The organism is Kitasatospora sp. NBC_01250 (assembly GCF_036226465.1).
Classification (GTDB): Bacteria; Actinomycetota; Actinomycetes; order Streptomycetales; family Streptomycetaceae; genus Kitasatospora.
Genome location: NZ_CP108476.1, coordinates 3,311,274 through 3,330,410 on the forward strand (window position 1 = coordinate 3,311,274; position 19,137 = coordinate 3,330,410).

General features: G+C 74.1%; 17 protein-coding genes. 7 read left to right on the forward strand and 10 right to left on the reverse strand.

Annotated features, from left to right (window positions below; translation table 11 throughout):
• Window positions 1-75: 75 nt before the first annotated feature.
• Entirely contained in the window at window positions 76-1,380 is a 1,305-nt protein-coding gene (locus OG500_RS13385) for a sensor histidine kinase (RefSeq protein ID WP_329580019.1), read from the reverse strand.
• Window positions 1,381-1,417: 37 nt separating this feature from the next.
• Window positions 1,418-2,071: a response regulator transcription factor gene (locus OG500_RS13390; protein ID WP_035846216.1), complete on the reverse strand. Its 654-nt coding sequence runs from the start codon at window positions 2,069-2,071 to the stop codon at window positions 1,418-1,420.
• Window positions 2,072-2,520: 449 nt separating this feature from the next.
• Between OG500_RS13390 and OG500_RS13395 the strand changes: the two genes are divergently transcribed.
• Window positions 2,521-2,703, forward strand: a complete 183-nt coding sequence (locus OG500_RS13395; RefSeq protein ID WP_327066954.1) for a hypothetical protein — start codon at window positions 2,521-2,523, stop codon at window positions 2,701-2,703.
• 133 nt (window positions 2,704-2,836) lie between these two features.
• On the opposite strand, the gene OG500_RS13400 is transcribed toward OG500_RS13395, so the two are convergent.
• Window positions 2,837-3,673: an inositol monophosphatase family protein gene (locus OG500_RS13400; protein WP_329587552.1), complete on the reverse strand. Its 837-nt coding sequence runs from the start codon at window positions 3,671-3,673 to the stop codon at window positions 2,837-2,839.
• 40 nt (window positions 3,674-3,713) lie between these two features.
• Window positions 3,714-4,859 carry a ferrochelatase gene (locus OG500_RS13405; protein ID WP_327066955.1) on the reverse strand — a complete coding sequence of 382 codons (1,146 nt, stop codon included), beginning with the start codon at window positions 4,857-4,859 and terminating at the stop codon, window positions 3,714-3,716.
• A 182-nt stretch (window positions 4,860-5,041) separates the two neighbouring features.
• Between OG500_RS13405 and OG500_RS13410 the strand changes: the two genes are divergently transcribed.
• Together OG500_RS13410 and OG500_RS13415 are read left to right on the forward strand one after the other, a co-directional pair.
• Window positions 5,042-6,307, forward strand: coding sequence for an MFS transporter (locus OG500_RS13410; protein WP_329580024.1), 1,266 nt, complete (start codon window positions 5,042-5,044; stop codon window positions 6,305-6,307).
• Between the two features lie 67 nt (window positions 6,308-6,374).
• Complete coding sequence (locus tag OG500_RS13415; RefSeq protein WP_329580027.1) at window positions 6,375-7,691, forward strand: D-arabinono-1,4-lactone oxidase; 1,317 nt, start codon at window positions 6,375-6,377, stop codon at window positions 7,689-7,691.
• 29 nt (window positions 7,692-7,720) lie between these two features.
• On the opposite strand, the gene OG500_RS13420 is transcribed toward OG500_RS13415, so the two are convergent.
• Window positions 7,721-8,680, reverse strand: a complete 960-nt coding sequence (locus tag OG500_RS13420; protein WP_329580030.1) for a hypothetical protein — start codon at window positions 8,678-8,680, stop codon at window positions 7,721-7,723.
• A 593-nt stretch (window positions 8,681-9,273) separates the two neighbouring features.
• Here OG500_RS13420 and sepH point away from each other — a divergent pair.
• Window positions 9,274-10,362, forward strand: coding sequence for a septation protein SepH (gene sepH / locus OG500_RS13425; protein ID WP_327066959.1), 1,089 nt, complete (start codon window positions 9,274-9,276; stop codon window positions 10,360-10,362).
• A 64-nt stretch (window positions 10,363-10,426) separates the two neighbouring features.
• Here sepH and OG500_RS13430 read toward each other — a convergent pair whose 3' ends face one another.
• The gene (locus OG500_RS13430) at window positions 10,427-11,335 is read right to left on the reverse strand and encodes a sulfurtransferase (RefSeq protein WP_329580033.1); all 909 of its coding nucleotides are present in this window, start codon (window positions 11,333-11,335) and stop codon (window positions 10,427-10,429) included.
• A 178-nt stretch (window positions 11,336-11,513) separates the two neighbouring features.
• Between OG500_RS13430 and OG500_RS13435 the strand changes: the two genes are divergently transcribed.
• Entirely contained in the window at window positions 11,514-12,290 is a 777-nt protein-coding gene (locus tag OG500_RS13435) for a VOC family protein (RefSeq protein WP_327066961.1), read from the forward strand.
• A 4-nt stretch (window positions 12,291-12,294) separates the two neighbouring features.
• Here OG500_RS13435 and OG500_RS13440 read toward each other — a convergent pair whose 3' ends face one another.
• The 4 genes from OG500_RS13440 to OG500_RS13455 form a co-directional block, all read right to left on the reverse strand.
• A complete protein-coding gene (locus OG500_RS13440; protein ID WP_327066962.1) occupies window positions 12,295-12,945 on the reverse strand; it encodes a thymidine kinase in 651 nt (216 codons plus the stop codon).
• Between the two features lie 82 nt (window positions 12,946-13,027).
• On the reverse strand, window positions 13,028-14,215 hold the full coding sequence (locus OG500_RS13445) for an alkaline phosphatase family protein (RefSeq protein ID WP_329580037.1): 1,188 nt from the start codon (window positions 14,213-14,215) through the stop codon (window positions 13,028-13,030).
• A gap of 10 nt (window positions 14,216-14,225) precedes the next feature.
• Window positions 14,226-14,813 (reverse strand): DUF5998 family protein, encoded by a 588-nt coding sequence (locus tag OG500_RS13450; protein WP_327066964.1) that lies wholly within the window; start codon window positions 14,811-14,813, stop codon window positions 14,226-14,228.
• A 104-nt stretch (window positions 14,814-14,917) separates the two neighbouring features.
• Window positions 14,918-17,755 (reverse strand): bifunctional acetate--CoA ligase family protein/GNAT family N-acetyltransferase, encoded by a 2,838-nt coding sequence (locus OG500_RS13455; RefSeq protein WP_442907032.1) that lies wholly within the window; start codon window positions 17,753-17,755, stop codon window positions 14,918-14,920.
• Between the two features lie 169 nt (window positions 17,756-17,924).
• On the opposite strand from OG500_RS13455, the gene OG500_RS13460 reads away from it, so the two are divergent.
• Both OG500_RS13460 and OG500_RS13465 read left to right on the forward strand, forming a co-directional pair.
• The gene (locus tag OG500_RS13460; RefSeq protein ID WP_327066965.1) at window positions 17,925-18,206 is read left to right on the forward strand and encodes an HPr family phosphocarrier protein; all 282 of its coding nucleotides are present in this window, start codon (window positions 17,925-17,927) and stop codon (window positions 18,204-18,206) included.
• A 154-nt stretch (window positions 18,207-18,360) separates the two neighbouring features.
• The gene (locus OG500_RS13465; protein ID WP_329580042.1) at window positions 18,361-19,113 is read left to right on the forward strand and encodes an SAM-dependent methyltransferase; all 753 of its coding nucleotides are present in this window, start codon (window positions 18,361-18,363) and stop codon (window positions 19,111-19,113) included.
• Window positions 19,114-19,137 lie beyond the last annotated feature (24 nt).

The following is a 19,137-nucleotide window of genomic DNA, read 5'->3' on the forward strand; positions in this document are numbered from 1 at the left end:
ATGACAAGCGCCCTGGTCCGGCCCTTCGTGCAGGTGACGGGCGTACCAGGGCGCAAGGCCGACGGGGTGCGGGATTCAGCTTCCGGGGATTCGTACCCGCATGGTCAGCCCCCCGCCCGGGCGCGCCGCGGCCTCGATGGAGCCGCCGTGCGCACGGACCACCGAGCGGACGATCGACAGGCCGAGCCCGACGCCCTTGTCGCTGCGCGTCCGGTCCGCGCCCTTGACCCGCCGGAACGGCTCGAAGATGTGCTCCAGCTCGTAGCCCGGGACCACCGGCCCGGTGTTGCTCACCACCAGCTCGCCGAAGCCGCCGGGGCGGGGCGCGGTGGTGATCTCCACCCAGCCGTCGGCGACGTTGTAGCGCACCGCGTTCTGCAGCAGGTTGAGCGCGATCCGCTCCAGCAGCACGCCGTTGCCCGAGACCGCCACCTGGTGCAGCTCGGAGCGGATCTCCACCTCCCGGTCGGCCGCCTCCGCGCGGGTCTGCTCGACCGCCCGCAGCGCCACCTCGGACAGCTCGACCGGCCGCCGGTCGACCAGCTCGTTGTCGCTGCGGGCCAGCAGCAGCAGGCCCTCCACCAACTGCTCGCTGCGCTCGTTGGTGGCCAGCAGCGTCTTGCCGAGCTGCTGCAGGTCGGCCGAGGTGTTGGGATCGGAGAGCTGCACCTCCAGCAGCGTCCGGTTGATCGCCAGCGGGGTGCGCAGCTCGTGCGAGGCGTTGGCGACGAACCTGCGCTGGGAGTCGAAGGAGCGGTCCAGCCGGTCGAGCATCTCGTCGAAGGTGTCGGCGAGCTCCTTGAGCTCGTCGTCGGGCCCCTCCAGCTCGATCCGGCGGTGCAGGTCGGAACCGGCCACCTCGCGGGCGGCGCGGGTGATCCGGCCCAGCGGGCGCAGCACCCGCCCCGCCATCGCGTAGCCGGCCGCGAAGGCGATCACGGCGAGCACGACCAGCACGGTCAGCGCCTGGCGCAGCAGCAGGTCGAGCTCGCTGTGCTGCCCGAGCCTCATCTGGTTCTGCAGGTACTGGTTGAACTGGTCGCCGGTCACCACCTGGTTGTTGATCCGGGCCGTGATGCTCGGATCGATGAAGATCGGCGGCAGGGTGGGGCTCTGGAAGGCGTTGCGCACCAGGACGTACATGAGCAGCAGCAGCACCACCCCTGCCATCAGGAACATGCCGCCGTAGAGCAGGGTGAGGCGGATCCTGATGGTCGGCCGGAAGGGCAGCCAGCTCAGCCCCTCGCCGGGCCGGTAAGGGGCGTGCTGCTCCGCGGCGGCCGGACGCGGCGGCTGCTCGGGACGCGGTGGGTGGCCGGGCCGCGGCGGCAACGTGCGGGAACTGCCGGAGGGCCCGCCGGTGGTGGGCGGGGTGGTCATGAGTGTCGTCCCCTTGCGGTGGAAGAGCGGACGGGAGTCAGATCCGGTAGCCGGAACCGGGCACGGTGACGATCACGGCGGGATCGCCGAGCTTTCGCCGCAGGGTCATCACGGTCACCCGCACCACGTTGGTGAACGGGTCCGTGTGCTCGTCCCAGGCCTTCTCCAGCAGCTGCTCCGCGGAGACCACCGCCCCGCCGGCCCGCATCAGGACCTCGAGGACGGCGAACTCCTTCGGCGCCAGCTGGATCGAGCGGCCGTCGCGCAACACCTCGCGGCGGCCGGGGTCGAGGGTGATCCCGGCCCGGTCCAGGACCGGCGGCAGCGGGACGGTGGCGCGTCGGCCCAGCGCGCGCACCCGGGCCACGAGTTCGCTGAAAGCGAACGGCTTGGGCAGATAGTCGTCAGCGCCGATCTCCAGGCCCTCGACCCGGTCGCTGATGTCCCCGGAGGCCGTCAGCATGATCACCCGGGTCGCCAGGCCCTGCTCCACCACGCTGCGGCAGACGTCGTCGCCGTGCACCAGCGGCAGGTCCCGGTCGAGCACCACGACGTCGTAGTCGTTGACCGCGATCCGCTGCAACGCGGCCTCGCCGTCGTACACCACGTCGACGGCCATGGCCTCCCGGCGCAGACCGGTGGCCACGGCTTCGGCGAGCAGCTGCTCGTCCTCGACGACAAGAACCCGCACAGCGGTTGTCCCTTCTCTGGGGCACGCGCGGCGGGATCGGAAGGTCCCGTACGCGGGCCTGCGACTCCGACGGTGCCTCCATCCTGCCTCCTTGCGGCGTAAAGCACCGGTAAGGCGGTACGCCCCCGCCCCCGGGCCCGCACACCAGGGCGCCGCTCGAATGTGACAGCGGCAACTTTCTCCGGTTTCTCGCGGCCGTGAGGTTTCCCGTCCCCCTGACTGGGGAGGACGACTGCACACCCGCGATCACGCCGTCAGGCGATCGCACCCACCCGCCGCGCGTTCATCCGCACCGGCTGGGGGATCAGGTCCCACGGAGCGGCCCCGAGGCCGCATCAGCGTTCGCACCGGTGCCTGCCGGCCGGTGGAGCGCAGCCGCTGGAATGCCGCACCTCCCAACCGGAGAACGCTCGACCGCGCACGTCCGACACCGTAAGGGGGTCTGCCGCATGGACGCCTTCACCGCCGGAATCCTGCAGCGCATAAGGAACACCGAGCAGGATCTGCACCGCGCACTCGAGTCCGGGGACGAGTTCCTCGCCGAGGTCGAACAGTCCGAACTGGACGACCTGCGTCGGATCGCCACCGACCACGGTGTCGATCCGGTCCTCTCCCTGCCCCGCAGTGCCTGACCCGGCGCTCGTCGCCGACCACTTCACCGCGGCCGACAGACCGGCCCCCGCCCGCTGACCCCTCGACCTGTGGTGAGCCCCGGCGCTCCGTGCGCCGGGGCTCACCACATCTGCCACGCTGTCCGCATCCAGCTCAGTCGTGCCAGGCGCCCAGCTCCTCCAGCCGCGCCTGCAACGGCTCGAAGACGCCGGGTCCGGCAGCCACCACCAGCTCACCGGAGGCCGGCTCGCCGGGTCGGCCCCCGGTGAACAGGCCCGCCTCGCGGGCGATCAGGCCACCGGCCGCCAGGTCCCACGGGGCCAGGCCGCGCTCGTAGTAGCCGTCCAGCCGGCCCGCCGCCAGGTCGCAGAGGTCGATGGCGGCCGCTCCCCCGCGCCGGATGTCCCGCACCTCGGGCATCAGGCGGTGCAGTACCTCGGCCTGGTGCACCCGGTTCGGCAGCACGTAGTTGAAACCGGTGGCGACCAGCGCCTGCCCCCAGGGCGGAGTGGGCCGCCCGCTCAGCGTGCGCCCGTCCAGCGTGGCGCCACGGCCCAGCACCGCCTGGAACAGCTCCCTCCTGGCCGGGGCGTCGACCACACCGACCACGACCTGCCCGTGGTACTCGGCAGCCACACTGACGCCCCAGTTCGGCAGCCCGTAAAGGTAGTTGACCGTTCCGTCGAGCGGGTCGACCACCCAGCGCACCCCGCTGGTGCCCGACCGCTCGGTGCCCTCCTCGCCCAGGTAGCCGTCCTGCGGGCGACGGCCGGTGATCAGCTCCACGATCAGCTTCTCGGAGGCCAGGTCCATCTCGGTGACCACGTCGACCGGGCTGCTCTTGGTGGCCGCGACGCCCAGGTCGGCGGGGCGGCCGTCGCGCAGCAGCGCCCCGGCCAGCCGGGCGGCCTCCAGAGCGAGCGCGAGCAGTTCGTCGAGCAGGGCGGCGTCGGGCTGGGGCCGGTCGGACTGCTGCCGGTCGCTCGGCATCTGGTCGGGCACGGTACTCCTAGGCTCGGTGTGGGATCGGTCAGGCCTGCGCGGCGGCAGGCCGGGGGGCGCGCGGGTTGGGGCAGCAGTCCACGGCGCACACGTCGTGGCTGGCGCCGAGTGCGCCCAGGGCGCAGCGCCGGGGCGCCAGGCCGCGTTCGGTGGCCGCCCGCTCCAGCACCAGCTCGCGCACGGCGGCGGTGAAGCGCGGGTCGGTGCCGACCGTGGCCGCCCGGGCCACCGGCAGGCCGAGTTCGGCGGCCTTGGCGACCGCCTCGGTGTCGAGGTCGTACTTGACCTCCATGTGGTCCGAGACGAAGCCGATCGGGATCATCACCACGGCCCGGGCGCCGTCCTGCTGACGCTCCGCCAGGTGGTCGCAGATGTCCGGCTCCAGCCACGGGATGTGCGGGGCCCCGCTGCGCGACTGGTAGACCAGCTGCCACGGGCGGTCGGCCACGCCGGTGGCCTTGGCGACCGCCTCGGCGACCAGCTCGGCCACCGACAGGTGCTGGGCCACGTACGCGCCCCCCGCGGTGCCGCGCGCCGGGTCCTCGGGCGCCCCGGAGCTCTCGGCCATCGCGGTGGGGATCGAGTGGGTGGTGAAGGCGAGCTCGGCGCCCTCGCGCAGGTCGGCGGGCAGCTCGGCCAGCGCCGCCAGGGTCGCGTCGATCATCGGCTCGACGAAGCCGGGGTGGTTGTAGAAGTGCCGCAGCTTGTCCACCCGCAGCGCCGGGCGGCCCTCCGCGGCCAGCGTGGCGAGCGCGTCGGCCAGGTTCTCCCGGTACTGGCGGCAGCCCGAGTAGCCGGCGTAGGCGCTGGTGGCGAGCACCGCGATCCGGCGGTGGCCGTCCTCAGCCATCTCCCGCAGGGTGTCGACCAGGAACGGCGCCCAGTTCCGGTTGCCCCAGTAGACCGGCAGTTCCAGGCCGGCCGCTGCGAAGTCGGCGCGCAGCGCGGCGAGCAGTTCGCGGTTCTGCTCGTTGATCGGGCTGATCCCGCCGAAGCGGAAGTAGTGCTGGCCGACCTCGGCCAGCCGCTCCTTGGGGATGCCGCGGCCCCGGGTCACGTTCTCCAGGAACGGCACCACCTCCTCGGGCCCTTCCGGGCCGCCGAAGGAGAGCAGCAGCAGGGCGTCATAGGGAGCGGCGGCGGCCGGGGCGGGCTCGCTGTGGATCTCGGGCATGGCACCGATCCTGCCACCGCGCCGTTCGGGCGCGCGGGCAGGGCGGGGCCCGGCCGCGGCCGGAATTCCGTTTGCCACGTTCCGTAAGCTGTGTAGAGGAGCCATGTTCCTTACCCAGCGGAACCGTGGCCGCCGTCGCAACCCACCGGGCCCTCCCTGGCTCTTCCCACCCAGGAGCCGCCGTGCTGTCCAACTACCGCCAGATCTTCGCCGCCCCCGGCAGCCTCGCCTTCTCGGCGACCGGCTTCCTCTCCCGCCTGCCGATCTCCATGGTCGGCATCGGGATCGTCACCATGCTCTCCCAGCTGCGCGGCTCCTACGGGGTGGCCGGCGCGGTCTCGGCGGTGATGGCGCTGGCGGCCGCGGCCATCGGGCCGCAGATCTCCCGGCTGGTCGACCGGCACGGCCAGCGCCGGGTGGCGCTGCCCGCGACCGCGGCCACCACCGTGTCCACCGTCGCGCTGCTGCTCTGCGCGCGCTCCGGCGCCCCCGACTGGACGCTCTTCCTCAGCGCGGTCGGCATGGGCACCATGCCGAGCACCGGGGCGCTGGTGCGGGCCCGCTGGGCGCACCTCTACCGCTCGGACCCGGGCAAGCTGCACACCGCCTACGCGTTGGAGTCGGTGGTCGACGAGATCATCTTCATCGTCGGGCCGATCCTCTCGATCGGCCTGGCCACCTCGTTCTTCCCGGAGGCCGGCGTGCTGCTGGCCGGGATCTTCCTCGCGGCCGGGGTGCTGCTCTTCACCGCGCAGCGCGGCACCGAGCCGCCGGTGCACCGCACGGCCCGGGAGTCGGGCGGCTCGGCGATCCGCTCGCCCGGACTGCGGGTGCTGATGCTCACCTTCATCGCCACCGGAGCGATCTTCGGTGCGGTCGAGGTGGTCACCGTCGCCTTCGCCCAGGCACAGGGGCACAAGGGTGCCGCCAGCCTGGTGCTGGCCGTCTACGCGCTCGGTTCGGGCCTGGCCGGGGCCGTCTTCGGCACGCTGCACCCGCGCGGCCCGGCCGACCGGCGGTTCCAGCTGGGCATCGGGGTGATGGCGCTGAGCATGCTGCCGCTGGTGCTGGCCGCGCGCTGGTGCACCGGTCCGGTGGGCATGCTCGCGGTGGGCGCCGCGCTCTTCCTCTCCGGGCTCTCGATCGCCCCGACCATGATCACCACCATGGGGCTGGTCGCCCGGCTGGTGCCGCCCGCCCAGCTGACCGAGGGGATGAGCTGGACCACCACCGGGCTCGCCCTCGGCGTGGCCGGCGGCTCCTCGCTGGCCGGCTGGCGGGTGGACGCCGCCGGGGCGGCGGCCGGCTACCAGGTGCCGATGGCCGCGGCGGCCTTCGGCGTGCTGGTCGCCCTGGCCGGCGGCCAGCGGCTGCGCACGGCCGGCGCGGAGCCCGCACCGGTGGAGCCGGGCACGCTGGCCCCGTCGGGCGAGCCCGCGCGACCATAGACCGTGCGGGCACCGGTGGCTAGGCTCCCTACCCACTGGTAATGCACCCGTCGCTGGGAGGCTCCGCATGCCCGCCACCATCACCGCCGGCCGCTGGACCAACTGGGCGGGCAACCAGAGCGCCGCGCCGGCTCAGGTGGTCAGCCCCGGTTCGGCCGAGGAGTTGGCCGCGGTGGTCCGGCAGGCCGCCGAGCAGGGCCGCACCGTCAAGGCCATCGGGTCCGGTCACTCCTTCACGGCGATAGCCTCGGCCGAGGGCGGCGTACTGGTGCGGCCCGAGGGGCTGTGCGCCGTGCACGAGCTGGACCGGGCCGCCGGTACGGTCACCGTGGAGGCCGGCCTGCCGCTCAACCGGCTCAACCGGCTGCTGGCCACGGCCGGACTGGCGCTGACCAACATGGGCGACATCGACGTGCAGACCGTGGCCGGCGCGACCAGCACCGGTACCCACGGCACCGGCCGCGACTCGGCCTCACTGGCCGCGCAGATCAAGGCGGTCGAGCTGGTGCTGGCCGACGGCTCCGTCCGCCGCTGCTCCCCCACCGAGGACCCGGAGCTCTTCGCGGGCGCCCGGCTGGGCCTGGGCGCGCTCGGCGTGCTCAGCACGGTCACCTTCGGGGTCGAGCCGGCCTTCCTGCTCACTGCCCAGGAGCAGCCGATGGGCTTCGCCGAGGTGCTCGACCGGTTCGAGGAGCTGAGCTCGGTCAACGAGCACTTCGAGTTCTACTGGTTCCCGCACACCGACCGGTGCAGCACCAAGCGCAACAACCGCAGCCACGGGCCGGCCGCCCCGCTGCCCGCCGCCAAGGCCTGGCTGGAGGACGACTTCCTCTCCAACACCGTCTGGGAGGGCGCCTGCCGGATCGGCCGCGCCTTCCCCCGCACCATCCCGGTCATCGCCACCGTCGCCAGCCGGGCCTGGTCCGAGCGCAGCTACACCGACACGGCGCACAAGGTGTTCACCAGCCCGCGCAAGGTGCGCTTCATCGAGATGGAGTACGCGGTGTCGCGCGCGGCGGCCACCGAGGTGCTGCGCGAGCTGAAGGCACTGGTGGAGCGCAGCGACTGGCGGATCAGCTTCCCCGTGGAGGTGCGCTGCGCCCCGGCCGACGACCTGTGGCTCTCCACCGCCAACGGCCGCGACACCGTCTACATCGCCGTCCACCTCTACCGGGGCACCGCCGAGCAGGGCTACTTCACGGCCGTCGAGCAGCTGATGACGGCGTACCAGGGCCGCCCGCACTGGGGCAAGCTGCACAGCCGGGACGCCGAGTACCTGGCCGACGTCTACCCGCACTTCAAGGACTTCACGGCGCTGCGCGACCGGGTCGACCCGGAGCGGCGGTTCGCCAACGCCTACCTGCGCCGGGTGCTTGGGGCGTAGCGCACCCGCCCGATCCGGTCGGCCCGGGTTCAGGGCGTCGCGGCGGCGCCGGGCTGGCCGGTCGGCGCATCGGCGGGGGTGGCGGCCGGCGGGGTGGCGGCCGGCGGCAGCGGTCGGGTGGAGGCCGGCGGCGTGGCGGCGCCCGTCTGCGGCGACGCGCCGGAGCTGCTCGTCGACCCGCTCGAAGGCGAGGGGGACGAAGAGCCCTGCGGCGTCGGGCTCGGGCTGCCGGACGGGGTGGCCGGCGCCGACGGCGTGGCCGACGCACCGGCACCGCCCGAGCCGGACGGACTGGGCGAGGCCCCCGCCCCGCCGGAGCCGCTGGTCGCCCCCGACCCGGTCTCGGCGGCGCGGCTGGGCGCCGCCGGGTCACCGGCCCCCGGCTTCACGGGCGCCCGGTCGCCGCTCCTGCCGCCACCGCCGGGGAAGAGCGAGTTGCCGCCGCCGTCCTGACCGGTGGTGATGTCGTGCACGGTCTTGCCGGTGGCCTGCTCGACGATCAGGATCGGCGTCATCGCCAGCACGAAGACCAGCGCGGAGAGCGCCGCGTAGGTCTTCCAGCTCCGGCGGCGCCGGGCCCGGAACACCCCGGAGTCGTTCCAGCCGCCCGCCACCGCCCGGTCGCGCTCCGCCCGGTCGCCGTCCGCCGGCCCGCCCTCGGAGCGCCAGGCGCTCGGCAGCGGCGCCGTCTCGGTGAGCGGAACCTGCTGCAGCCCGTTGACCGTCCTGCCGGGCCCCCGGTCGGCGGCCTCCCGCAACTGCTCCCCGGTGCGCCGGAACAGGTGCTGGAAGAGCGCGCCGCCGGTGGTGGCGCCGATGCTGACCACCGCCGCGCCGATGATCGTCCCGTAGACGCCGAGCTCCGAGGCGAGCACTGCGCCGACCACGGCGGCCAGCGCACTGGCCGTCACCTGGGCCAGGCTCAGGTCGATCCGCCGCCTGCCCTGGTCGGTCGACGGGGCGGCGGCCCGCTCACTCTGTTCGGGCATCGGTGCTCTCAGTCTCGGTTCGGTCGGCCGCCCAGCGGCGTCGGGAAGTCGCTCAGCAGTTCGGTCGGTAAGTCGTCAGGTCGGTCCAGCGGACTCGTCGGCCGATCCGATAAGCCCGCCCATTGTGCACAAAGAAGGACACAAGGGTCGAAAATCCGGTTTCTTGAAGTCGATATATGTGAAGATGATCACCGTCAACTGATCGGCGGTCCGCCATCGGAGTCTTCGCTCTTGAGATTCCCGTGAATCGCGGGAGACTTGAGCGGCGAGCCGCCCCTGTGGATGCCACGAATGGAGTACTGTTCGTGGAGCCTGAGCCTTCGGTCATCCTCTCGACTGCCACGACATCGACAGTCGATATGACAGCCTCGGTCCAGGCACGCACGGCGGCGCTCGACCCGAACCGTCGCTCCACATCCACGTGCGGGGAACGGCCGGGAATGCCTGACGCGGTGTCACCTGATGACGCGGCGAACAGGCCACCGTGCCACAGCGGCATGACCGGACGGAAGTCCGACACGCCGGAGAACTCTGCAAGGTTGTGGCAAGTCGCCAGTGGGCAGGCCACACTCAGTACGGGAGCAGCGACGCAGGTGACGTCGGCAGGCACCACCCGGGAGGTAACCGTGCCCGAACTGCGCGTCGTGGCCGTCAGCAACGACGGCACACGGCTGGTGCTCAAGGCTGCCGACAGCACGGAGTACACCCTCGCCATCGACGAGCGGCTGCGCGCTGCCATCCGCGGTGACCGCCCGCGCCTCGGCCAGATCGAGATCGAGGTCGAGAGCCACCTGCGCCCGCGCGACATCCAGGCGCGGATACGAGCCGGTGCCTCCGCCGAGGAGGTCGCCCAGGCGGCCGGCATCTCGGTCGACCGGGTGCGCCGCTTCGAGGGCCCGGTGCTCGCCGAGCGTGCCTTCATGGCCGAGCGCGCCCGTAAGACCCCCATCCGCCGCCCCGGCGAGTCCACCGGCCCGCAGCTCGGCGAGGCCGTCGGCGAGCGCCTGGTGCTGCGCGCGGCCGAGAAGGACACCGAGCGCTGGGACTCCTGGCGGCGCGACGACGGCACCTGGGAGGTCGTCCTCTCCTACCGCTCGGACGGCGAGGGCCGCACCGCGAGCTGGACCTACGACCCGCCCCGGCGGCTGGTCCAGCCCAACGACGACGAGGCCCGCGCACTGATCGGCGAGAGCGTCGAGCGCGAGGAGGAGTCGGTCTTCCCGTTCATCCCGCGGATCGCCCGGCTGCCCCACGACCGACCGCTGCGCCCGATGATCGAGCGGCCCTCCGCCGACCGGATCATGTCGCCGCCCGATCGGCTGCCGGCCCGCGAGGCCGTCGCGGCCGCCGAGAGCAGGGATTCGCTGACCAGCCTGCTGGACGTGGTCCCCGCGTTCCGCGGCGACCTGGCGGTGGGCCCCTCGGCGATCGAGGCCGCCCCGGTGGAGGAGGAGCAGGAGGTCGAGGAACCGGCCGCCGCTGCCGCCGCCGCCCCGGCCGTCGGCGCGGGCTCGGCGTACGCGGACATCCTGATGCCACGCGCGGTCGCCCCGCACCGTGAGCGGCTGGTCGGCACCACCGACCGCCAGGCCGAGGCGGACGGCGTGCGCCCGGGCCGCCGGGCCACCGTGCCCAGCTGGGACGAGATCGTCTTCGGCAGCCGCCGCAAGAAGACGGAGTAGCGGTTCTCGATCACGCGACGGTGGCCGGCCCGGACCAGGGCGGCCACCGCCGCGTGACGACGTCTCAGCCCCGGTCCGCCCCGGTGGCCACCGGGCGGTGCGGGTCGTTCGACCACTCGCTCCACGAGCCCGGGTAGAGCGCCGCCCGGTGCCCCGCGACGGCGAGCGCGAGCGCCTGGTGCGCCGCCGTCACCCCCGAGCCGCAGTACACCCCGACCTGCTGCCCGCCGGCCTCCTGCTCTTCGACGCCGAGCGCGCGGAATCGCTCCACCAGCTCGGCGGCGGGCTTGAACCGCCCGTCGGCGGCGTTGTTCTCGAAGGTCGGCGCGCTGACCGCGCCCGGGATGTGCCCGGCCCGCGGGTCGAGCGGCTCCACCTCGCCCCGGTAGCGCTCGCCCGCCCGGGCATCCAGCAGCAGGCCGGTCCTGGCCAGCTCCGCGGCCTGGTCGGCGTCCAGCGTGGGCAGCCGGCCCGGGCTCGGCGTGAAGTCACCCGGGGCGGGCTCGGGCGCCTCGGTGCTCTCCGGCTGTCCGGCCGCGCGCCAGGCCGCGAAGCCGCCGTCCAGCACCCGGACCTCCGGGTGCCCCGCCCAGCTCAGCACCCACCAGGCGCGGGCGGCCGAGGTGGCCGGTCCCCCGTCGTAGACCACCACCGGCCGGTCCACCGACACCCCGGCCAGGCGCAGCGCCGCACCGAGCCCGTCGGGATCGGGCAGCGGGTGGCGGCCACCGGCCCCGGGCGGCGCGGCCAGCACCTCGTCCAGGTCCACGAAGACGGCGCCGGGCAGGTGTCCGGCCGCGTACTCGGCGGCGCCGACCGCCGCGCCCCGCCCGGTGGCGCCGCCCGCTCCGGCGGCGGGCGCCGTCAGCTGCCAGCGGATGTCCAGCAGCACCGGCGGTCGCTCGCCGGCCAGTTCCTTCACCAGGTCGTCGACCGTGATCAGCGGGGATTTCAGCGCGGAATTCTTGTCCATGGGCGTCATTCTGACGCCTCGTTCACACCTTTGGCGGTCGCCCGGTGGCGTTCCGTGCTCCTTTGTGCGCTCTTTGCCATGATTTCCGCGCCGTCGCCCGGTCTGTCACCCAGCCAGGTGGGACCATCTGGCTGGGGCCCGAGCCGCCGGGCCGGGCGCCCCCGCGAGGAGGTCTGGAATGACGGCGCTGAAGGTCAGGATCGCCCACGGCACGCCCTGCTGGGTGAGCCTGTTGGTCCACGATCGGGAGCGGGCCGAGGCGTTCTACGGTCCGCTGCTGGGCTGGAGCTTCACCCCGGGCCCCAGCGAGCCGGGCGGCTACGTGCGCGCCAGCCTGAACGGGGCCAAGGTGGCCGGGATCGGGGTGGCACCCGCCCACTCGGCCCTGCCCACCGAGTGGACCACCTACTTCGCGGTGGACAACGCCGACCAGGCCGCGGCGCGGGTGCGCGAGTGCGGCGGCACGGTGGCGGTCGGCCCGCTGAGTTCGGGGCAGGCCGGGCGGCTGGCCGTGGCGGCCGACCTCTCGGGTGCCTTCTTCGGCCTGTGGGAGGCACAGGAGCACCTGGGCTGGGAGGTGGTCGGCGAGCCGGGCGCGCCCGTCTGGAACGAGCTGGTCACCAAGGACGAGCCGCTGGCCGCCGCCTTCTACGGCTCGGTCTTCGGCCGCGCGGTGGTCGAGGCGGACCCCTCGGCGGTGGCCCGCGGCGAGGAGGACGCCACCCTGCAGGTGGAGGGCCACCGGGTGGCGGGGATCAAGCAGACCACCGACCTGCGCGACGGTCCGCCGCGCTGGCGGATCTACTTCGCCGTCGAGGACGTCGACCTGACGGTGCGCCGGTGCCTGGAGCTGGGCGGTGCACTGCTGGTGGCCGCGCACGACACCCCGTACGGACGGGTGGCCAGGCTGGCCGACCCGGAGGGCGGGCGGTTCTCGGTGGTCAGGCTGCCCTGACCGGTCAGCCGCGCTCGAACGGGAGCACGTCCGGCGACAGGGCGGCCGCCCTGGCCGTGGCAGCGGTGAGCCGGCGGCGGTGGTGGCGGCGGCAGAGCACCTCGTAGCCGACCTCGTCCTCGCTCACCGTGACATCCCCGACCACCACCTGCGGCCCCTCCACGACCATCACCCCGCCGACCGTGCGCGCGTTGTGGGTGGCCCGCGCCCCGCACCAGCAGAGCGCCTCGACCTGGAGGATCTCCACCCGGTCGGCCAGCTCGATCAGCCGCTGGGAGCCGGGGAAGAGCCGGGTGCGGAAGTCGGTGGTGATGCCGAAGGTGAAGACGTCGATGCCCAACTCGTCCACCACCCGGGCCAGCTGGTCGACCTGCTCGGCGGCGTAGAAGTTGGCCTCGTCGCAGATCAGGTAGTCGACCTTGCCGCCGGCCGAGAGCAACTGCACCACGTAGTGCTGGAAGTCGAAGCCGTCGGTCACCTCGACCGCCTCGGCGCGCAGCCCGAGCCGGCTGGAGATGGTGGAGGCGCCCGCCCGGTCGTGCCGGGCGAAGATGATGCCCTGCCGGCCGCGGGCGGCGTGGTTGTGGTTCATCTGCAGCGCCAGGGTGGACTTGCCACAATCCATCGTGCCGGAGAAGAACACCAGGTCAGCCATGGGTGGTGCGCGGGCCTTTCATCAGACTGATGGTCGGTCGGACCACCGGCGGGGCGGTGGACCGGGTCGGGCCGAAGAGCGGTCAGGGACGGACTTCGAGCAACGGGACGAGCTGTTCGACCGGGGTCATCGACCCGTGCAGCCCGATCATCGCGGACTCCCCCGGCTCGCTGCGGGAGGCGATCACCGCGACGTCGTCCCGGGCGGCGGCGACCACGTCGCCGATCCGGTGGTACACCCGGTCGTCCACGGCCGGGCCGAACCAGCCGGCCTCGATCGCCTGGTCGCGGGTGGCCACCCACATCCGGTCGCCGAGCACCTCGGACCAGACCGTGTGCACGTCGGCGGCAGCACCGGGCACCGCGTAGACGTGCCGGGCCCGGCCCTCGCCGCCGAGCAGGGCCACGCCCGCGCTCAGTTCCCAGTCCTCGTCGAAGTCGATCCGGTCCTCGGGGGCGATGTCGATCATGCCGTGGTCGGCCGTGACGTACATCGCCGAGCGCGGCGGCAGCTGTTCGGCCAGCCGCTGGGCCAGCCGGTCGACGGTGTTGAGCATCATCCGCCACTCGTCCGAGTCCACCCCGTAGCGGTGGCCCATGCCGTCCAGCTCGCTGACGTAGGTGTAGACCAACGCGCGGTCGGCACAGGCCAGCTGACGAGCCGCCAGGTCCATCCGCTCCTCGCCCGTGGTGCGGCCGAGGAACTGGCCGCCGGAGAGCGCCACCTGGGTCAGCGGGGTCTGCGCGAACAGCGGCGAGGAGACCTGGCTGGCCGCCACCCCCGCGTCCTGCACCCGCTGGAAGACCGTCGGATAGGGCTGCCAGCTGCGCGGGTCCACCGGCGGCTGCCAACGCAGCTGGTTCATCAGCTCGTTGCGGCCCGGGATCGCCACCGCGTAACCGGCCAGGCCGTGCAGGCCCGGCGGCAGCCCGGTGCCGACCGAGGCCAGCGAGGTCGCGGTGGTGGAGGGGAAGCCGGCGGTGAGCGGACGGCCCGAGCCGCCCAGCGAGCCGCCCAGCAGCGAGTGCAGGAAGGGGGCGTACTCGGGGTGGCGGCGGATGAGCTCCCACCCCATGCCGTCCACCAGGAAGACGCAGACCCGGTCGGCCGGGGCGAGCGGCAGCGTGCTGGTGAAGCCGGGCACGCCCATGTTCGCGGCCACCGAGGGCAGCAGGTCGCTGAGCGAACCGCTGCCGTAGCCCGGAGCGGGCGCTTCGGCCGGGTCGAGGAGCTGGAAGTCGTCGTGGTCGTGCGCCGGGAGGTAGGACATCACAGGGGCCTCAGGCCCTGCTGATGGTGGCCTCGGACAGCGCCCGGGCGAAGACCAGCGCCTGGGCCACCGTCTCCGGGCCGTCCCCCGCCTCGCTGACCCGCAGCGACAGGTCGTCGGCGGTGGCCGAGCCGGTGTAGCCGTGGTCCGCCTCGCAGTTCGGGTCCGAGCAGCCGGCCGGCTCCAGGTCGATCCGCTGCACCGCGCCCCATCCGATGGTCAGCACCACCTCGCGCGGCAGCCGGCCCGGGGTGTACGTCTCGGGGTTGGCCACCATCCGGCTCAGCACCACCGAGCCGATCCGGTCCACCCGCACGCACTCGGTGGAGGTGGTCGCGTACGGCACCGGGCTGGTGGCGTCGGCGGCCTGCTCGTCGGTGTGGCTCACCACGAACCTGGTGGCGGTCAGCACCAGCACGGTCACGTGCCGGCGGACCTCGTTGGCGTCGAAGGTGGTCTCCTGGTGGACCAGGTAGGAGGTGATCGGCTCGGGGCCCACCGCGGACTCCACGGCCTCGGACACCAGCGCGGGGTAGTAACCACTGCGCTCGATCGCCGAGCGCAGGTCCTGCGTGGTGGTGGTACCGGTCTTCGCCATAACTCCATCCTGGCATGCCCCGCCGACGCGACGGGCTGGACTGCGCCGTACGTCCGCGCGAACCGGCCCCCGGCCGCCGCGCGCACGGGCGCAACCCAGGAAGGCTACAGGGTGCTCATGGCGCGCGGGCCCAGATCGCTGCGGACCGGCAGCGGTGCGAGCCGGACCTGGGCCCGCAGCACCGCCAGACCGTGCGGCGCCACCACCACCGGCTCGAGATCCACCGCGGCCACCTCCGGCAGGTCGTCGACCAGCTGGGAGACCCGCAGCAGCAGCTCCTCCAGCGCATCGGTGTCCACCGGGTCGGCGCCGCGCCAGCCGAACAGCAGCGGAGCCGCCCGCACCTCGCGCACCAGCGCGGCCACCTCCAGGTCGGTGGCGGGCACCAGCCGGTGCGCCAGGTCGCCGAGCAGCTCGGACGGTGCACCGGCCAGCCCGAAGGAGAGGATCGCGCCCGCCGCCGGGTCCACCGTGGCGCCGATCACCGTGTCCACCCCGCGCGCGGCCATCTTCTGCACCACCAGGTCGGCCCGCGCCGCGCCGCCGAGCAGCTCGGCCACCTCGCGGTGCGCGCGGCGCAGCCCCTCCTCGTCCGTCAGGTCGAGCCGCACCCCGCCCAGGTCCGGGCGGTGGCGCAGGTGGGCGGCGGTGGCCTTGAGGGCCACCGGGTAGCCGAGCGCGCTCGCCGCTGCCACCGCGCTCTGCTCGTCCGGGGCGGGCAGCGCCCGCTGCACCTGGATGCCGTAGTGCCCGAGGAGCTCGGCGGCCTGCTGGTCGGACAGCGCGAACCGGGCGCCGCCGGGCTGGGTACGGGCGGCCTGCCCGATCGGGGAGTCCAGCGCCCGCTCGACCAGGCTCCGGGCCGCGGCGTCGTCGATCCCCTCCAGCTCGGGCACCCGCGCGGTCTGCTCGGCGGTCTCGGCGGTGTGCCGCCACTCGCCGTAGCGCACGGCATGCGCAAGCGCCCGCACGGCGCGCTCGGGCGCGGGGTAGGCGGGGACGGGGTACTCCCCCGCGCTCAGCACGGCCGGCAGGTCGGTCAGCGCGAGGTGGGTGAGCAGCAGCGGCTTGCCCAGCACCCGGGCCATCGCCGCCGCGGCCAGCAGGCCCTCGCCGATCGCCGGGTCGGTGGCGGGCAGCGACGGCTCCTCACCGATCGCGATGCTCGGGCTGACGATCGGCGGGATCGCCACCGCGATCACCGCGTCCACCCCGGGGTCGCGCAGCGCGGTCTCCAGCGCCACCCGGAAGTTCTCGCCGGTCGCTCCGGTGGTCAGGTCCACCGGCGCGCGTGGGCGCAGGCCCGCGCTGAGGCAGGCGTCATGGGTGAGCAGGCCGAGCGAGTCCGAGTTGCCCACCACCGCGACCCGGTCGCCGGCCGGCAGCGGCTGGCGGGCCAACAGCTCACCGGTGTCGAAGAGTTCGGTGATGGTCTCGACCCGCACCACGCCGGCCTGCTGGAACAGCGCGTCCACCGTGGCGTCGCGCAGCGAGCTGGCGACGGCCGGCACGGCGTGCCCGGGCGGCAGGCTGCCGGTGTGCCGGGCGCCCTTGACCACCACGATCGGCTTGGTGCCGGCCAGTCGCCGGGCGATCCGGGTGAACTTGCGGGGGTTGCCGAAGGACTCCAGGTAGAGCAGCACCACGTCGGTGGCCGGGTCCTCCTCCCAGTACTGCAGCAGGTCGTTGCCGGAGACGTCCGCGCGGTTGCCGACCGAGACGAAGGAGGAGACGCCGAGCCCGCGCCGGTGCGCCCCCTCCAGCAGCGCCACCCCGATCGCGCCGGACTGGCAGAAGATCCCGAACCGCCCCGCCGCGGGCAGCACCGGCGCCAGCGAGGCGTTCAGCGGGTGCTCGGGGTTGGTGCTCAGCAGGCCGAAGGCGTTCGGGCCGATCACCCGCATGCCGGCGGCCCGGGCCTGGCGGACCAGCGCACGCTGCCGCTCGCGCCCGTCCGGCCCGGTCTCGGCGTAGCCGGCGGTCACCACCACCAGGCCGCGCACTCCGTGCGCACCGCACTCGGCGACCACCCCGGGCACCGCGTCCACCGGCACCGCGATCACGGCCAGATCCACCGGGCCGGGGATCTCCAGCACCGAGCGGTGCACCGGCACGCCCTCCAGCTCGGTGCCGGGCGGGGCGGCCCTGTTCACCGCGTACAGCGGCCCCTGGAAGCCGCCGAGCAGCGCGCGCAGCAGCGCCCGTCCGGCCGACTGCTCGGTGCGCGACACCCCGATCACCGCGACCGAGCGCGGCGTCAGCAGCCGTTGCACCGAGTGGGCCTCGGCGCGGTGCTCGCGCCCCCGCATCACCGCCAGCGAGGCGGCGGTGGGCTCCAGGTCGAACTCCAGGTGGACCAGACCGTCGGCGAAGCTGCGCTTCTGGGTGTAGCCGGCGTCCGTGAAGACCTTGGTCATCTTCCGGTTCTCCGGCAGCACCTCCGCGACGAAGCGGCGGATCCCGCGTTCCTGGGCGACCGCCGCGATGTGCTCCAGCAGTGCGGAGGCCACGCCGCGGCCCTGGTGCGCGTCCTGGACCAGGAAGGCCACCTCGGCGTCGGTGCCCTCCTGACTGGGCCGGCCCGAGGTGTCGATCCGGTCGTAGCGGACGGTGGCGATGAACCGGTCGCGCACCACCACGGCCAGCGCCACCCGGTCCACGAAGTCGTGGTGGGTGAAGCGCCGCACGTCCTTGGCGGAGAGCCGGGGGTAGGGCGCGAAGAACCGGAAGTACTTCGACTGGTCGGAGACCTGGGAGTAGAACTCCACCAGGCGTTCGGCGTCCGCGGGCACGATCGGGCGGATCCGGGCGGTGCCGCCGTCGCGCAGCAGGATGTCGGCCTCCCAGTGCTGCGGATAGCCGGGGTCGGCCGGCGCGGCCGGGGAGCCAGGGGGCGGAGCCGGCGGGTCCTGCGGAGCCTGCGGGTCCTGAGGGTCGTCCACAGCCGCCAGGCTATCGGGCGGCGAGCCGGATGGCGCCCGGCGTGCGCGCCCGTCAGGGTGGACCCCGGTTTGCGGACGCGTGGCCGCCCGGAGCCACATTCCGCGCCACCCGTGCCAGAATGGTCTAGACAACATGTCTGCACACAGCACCACCTGAAAGGCACGTCACATGGCTGAGCGCCGCGTCACCATCGGTTGGCCCGAGGGCCTGCACGCCCGTCCCGCCTCGGTCTTCGTCCGGGCGGCCGCCGCCGTGGGCGTGCCCGTCACCATCACCAAGGCCGCCGGCGGCAACCCCGTCAACGCCGCCTCCATGCTCGGCCTGCTGGCGCTCGGCGCCGAGGGCGGCGAGGAGGTCGTGCTGGCCTCCGACGCCCCCGACGCGGACGCCGCGCTGGACCGCCTGGCCAAGATGGTCCAGGAGGGCCTGGACGAGCTCCCCGCGGCCTGAGCCCGGGGCGCCTCGCGCACTCCCCACGCTCCGAAGGGGCGTCCCGATCGCCGCGGGACGCCCCTTCGGCCTGCCCGGGCGAGCCGGGACGCCGGGCGCCGCGGATCCGGCCGAACCCCGTGCGGATCGGGCCCGCAGCTGCCAGGCTGAACCGGTGGACCGCCAGGAGCTCGCCCGCCTCGCCCATACCCACCACCCCGTCGCCGCTCCGCTCGCCGACGAGAGTGTGGCCGCACTGCTGCGCCGGGCCCTGCCCCGCGGCGACGAGCGGGTCCTGGAGCTCGGTTGCGGCCAGGGCGCCTGGCTGCTGCGCGCGCTGGCCGCCCACCCGGGGCTGACCGCCGACGGCGTCGACCCCGACCCGGCGGCCCTGACCCGGGCCCGCATCACCGCGGAACACCTGGGCGTGATCCGCCGCCTGGGCCTGCACCACCGGCCACTCGCCGAATTCGACCCGGCCCGCCCCTACGACCTGGTGCTCTGCGTCGGCACCGGCGAGGCCTTCGGCGGCCTGCTGCCCACCCTCGCCGCCGCCGACCGCCACCTCGCCCCCGGCGGCACCCTGCTGCTCGGCGAGGGCTACTGGCAGCGCCCGCCCGACCAGGCGGCCCTGACCGGCCTCGGCGCCGCCTCCGCCGACTTCGACTTCGACGACCTGCCGACCCTGGTCGAGCGGATCACCACCGCCGGCTGGGCCCCGGTCCACGCCCACACCAGCACCCGCGACGAACTCGACGACTACGAGTGGTCCCGCACCGGCGCCCTCACCGAGTGGGCCCTGGACCACCCCACCCACCCCGACGCCCCCGGCACCCACCAACTCGCCGCCGAACACCGCACCAACTGGCTGACCGGCTACCGCGACGCCATCGGCTTCGTCACCCTCCTGCTGCGCCGGGCGGACTGACCAGCCCTCCCGCCCGGCACACGC

Bases quoted from the DNA above. Each gene is read 5' to 3' on its own strand.
- OG500_RS13385 (WP_329580019.1), bottom strand. From the start codon at position 1,380: ATGACCACCCCGCCCACCACCGGCGGGCCCTCCGGCAGTTCCCGCACG.
- OG500_RS13395 (WP_327066954.1), top strand. From the start codon at position 2,521: ATGGACGCCTTCACCGCCGGAATCCTGCAGCGCATAAGGAACACCGAG.
- OG500_RS13400 (WP_329587552.1), bottom strand. From the start codon at position 3,673: ATGCCGAGCGACCGGCAGCAGTCCGACCGGCCCCAGCCCGACGCCGCC.
- OG500_RS13405 (WP_327066955.1), bottom strand. From the start codon at position 4,859: ATGCCCGAGATCCACAGCGAGCCCGCCCCGGCCGCCGCCGCTCCCTAT.
- OG500_RS13415 (WP_329580027.1), top strand. From the start codon at position 6,375: ATGCCCGCCACCATCACCGCCGGCCGCTGGACCAACTGGGCGGGCAAC.
- OG500_RS13420 (WP_329580030.1), bottom strand. From the start codon at position 8,680: ATGCCCGAACAGAGTGAGCGGGCCGCCGCCCCGTCGACCGACCAGGGC.
- OG500_RS13430 (WP_329580033.1), bottom strand. From the start codon at position 11,335: ATGGACAAGAATTCCGCGCTGAAATCCCCGCTGATCACGGTCGACGAC.
- OG500_RS13435 (WP_327066961.1), top strand. From the start codon at position 11,514: ATGACGGCGCTGAAGGTCAGGATCGCCCACGGCACGCCCTGCTGGGTG.
- OG500_RS13440 (WP_327066962.1), bottom strand. From the start codon at position 12,945: ATGGCTGACCTGGTGTTCTTCTCCGGCACGATGGATTGTGGCAAGTCC.
- OG500_RS13445 (WP_329580037.1), bottom strand. From the start codon at position 14,215: ATGTCCTACCTCCCGGCGCACGACCACGACGACTTCCAGCTCCTCGAC.
- OG500_RS13450 (WP_327066964.1), bottom strand. From the start codon at position 14,813: ATGGCGAAGACCGGTACCACCACCACGCAGGACCTGCGCTCGGCGATC.
- OG500_RS13460 (WP_327066965.1), top strand. From the start codon at position 17,925: ATGGCTGAGCGCCGCGTCACCATCGGTTGGCCCGAGGGCCTGCACGCC.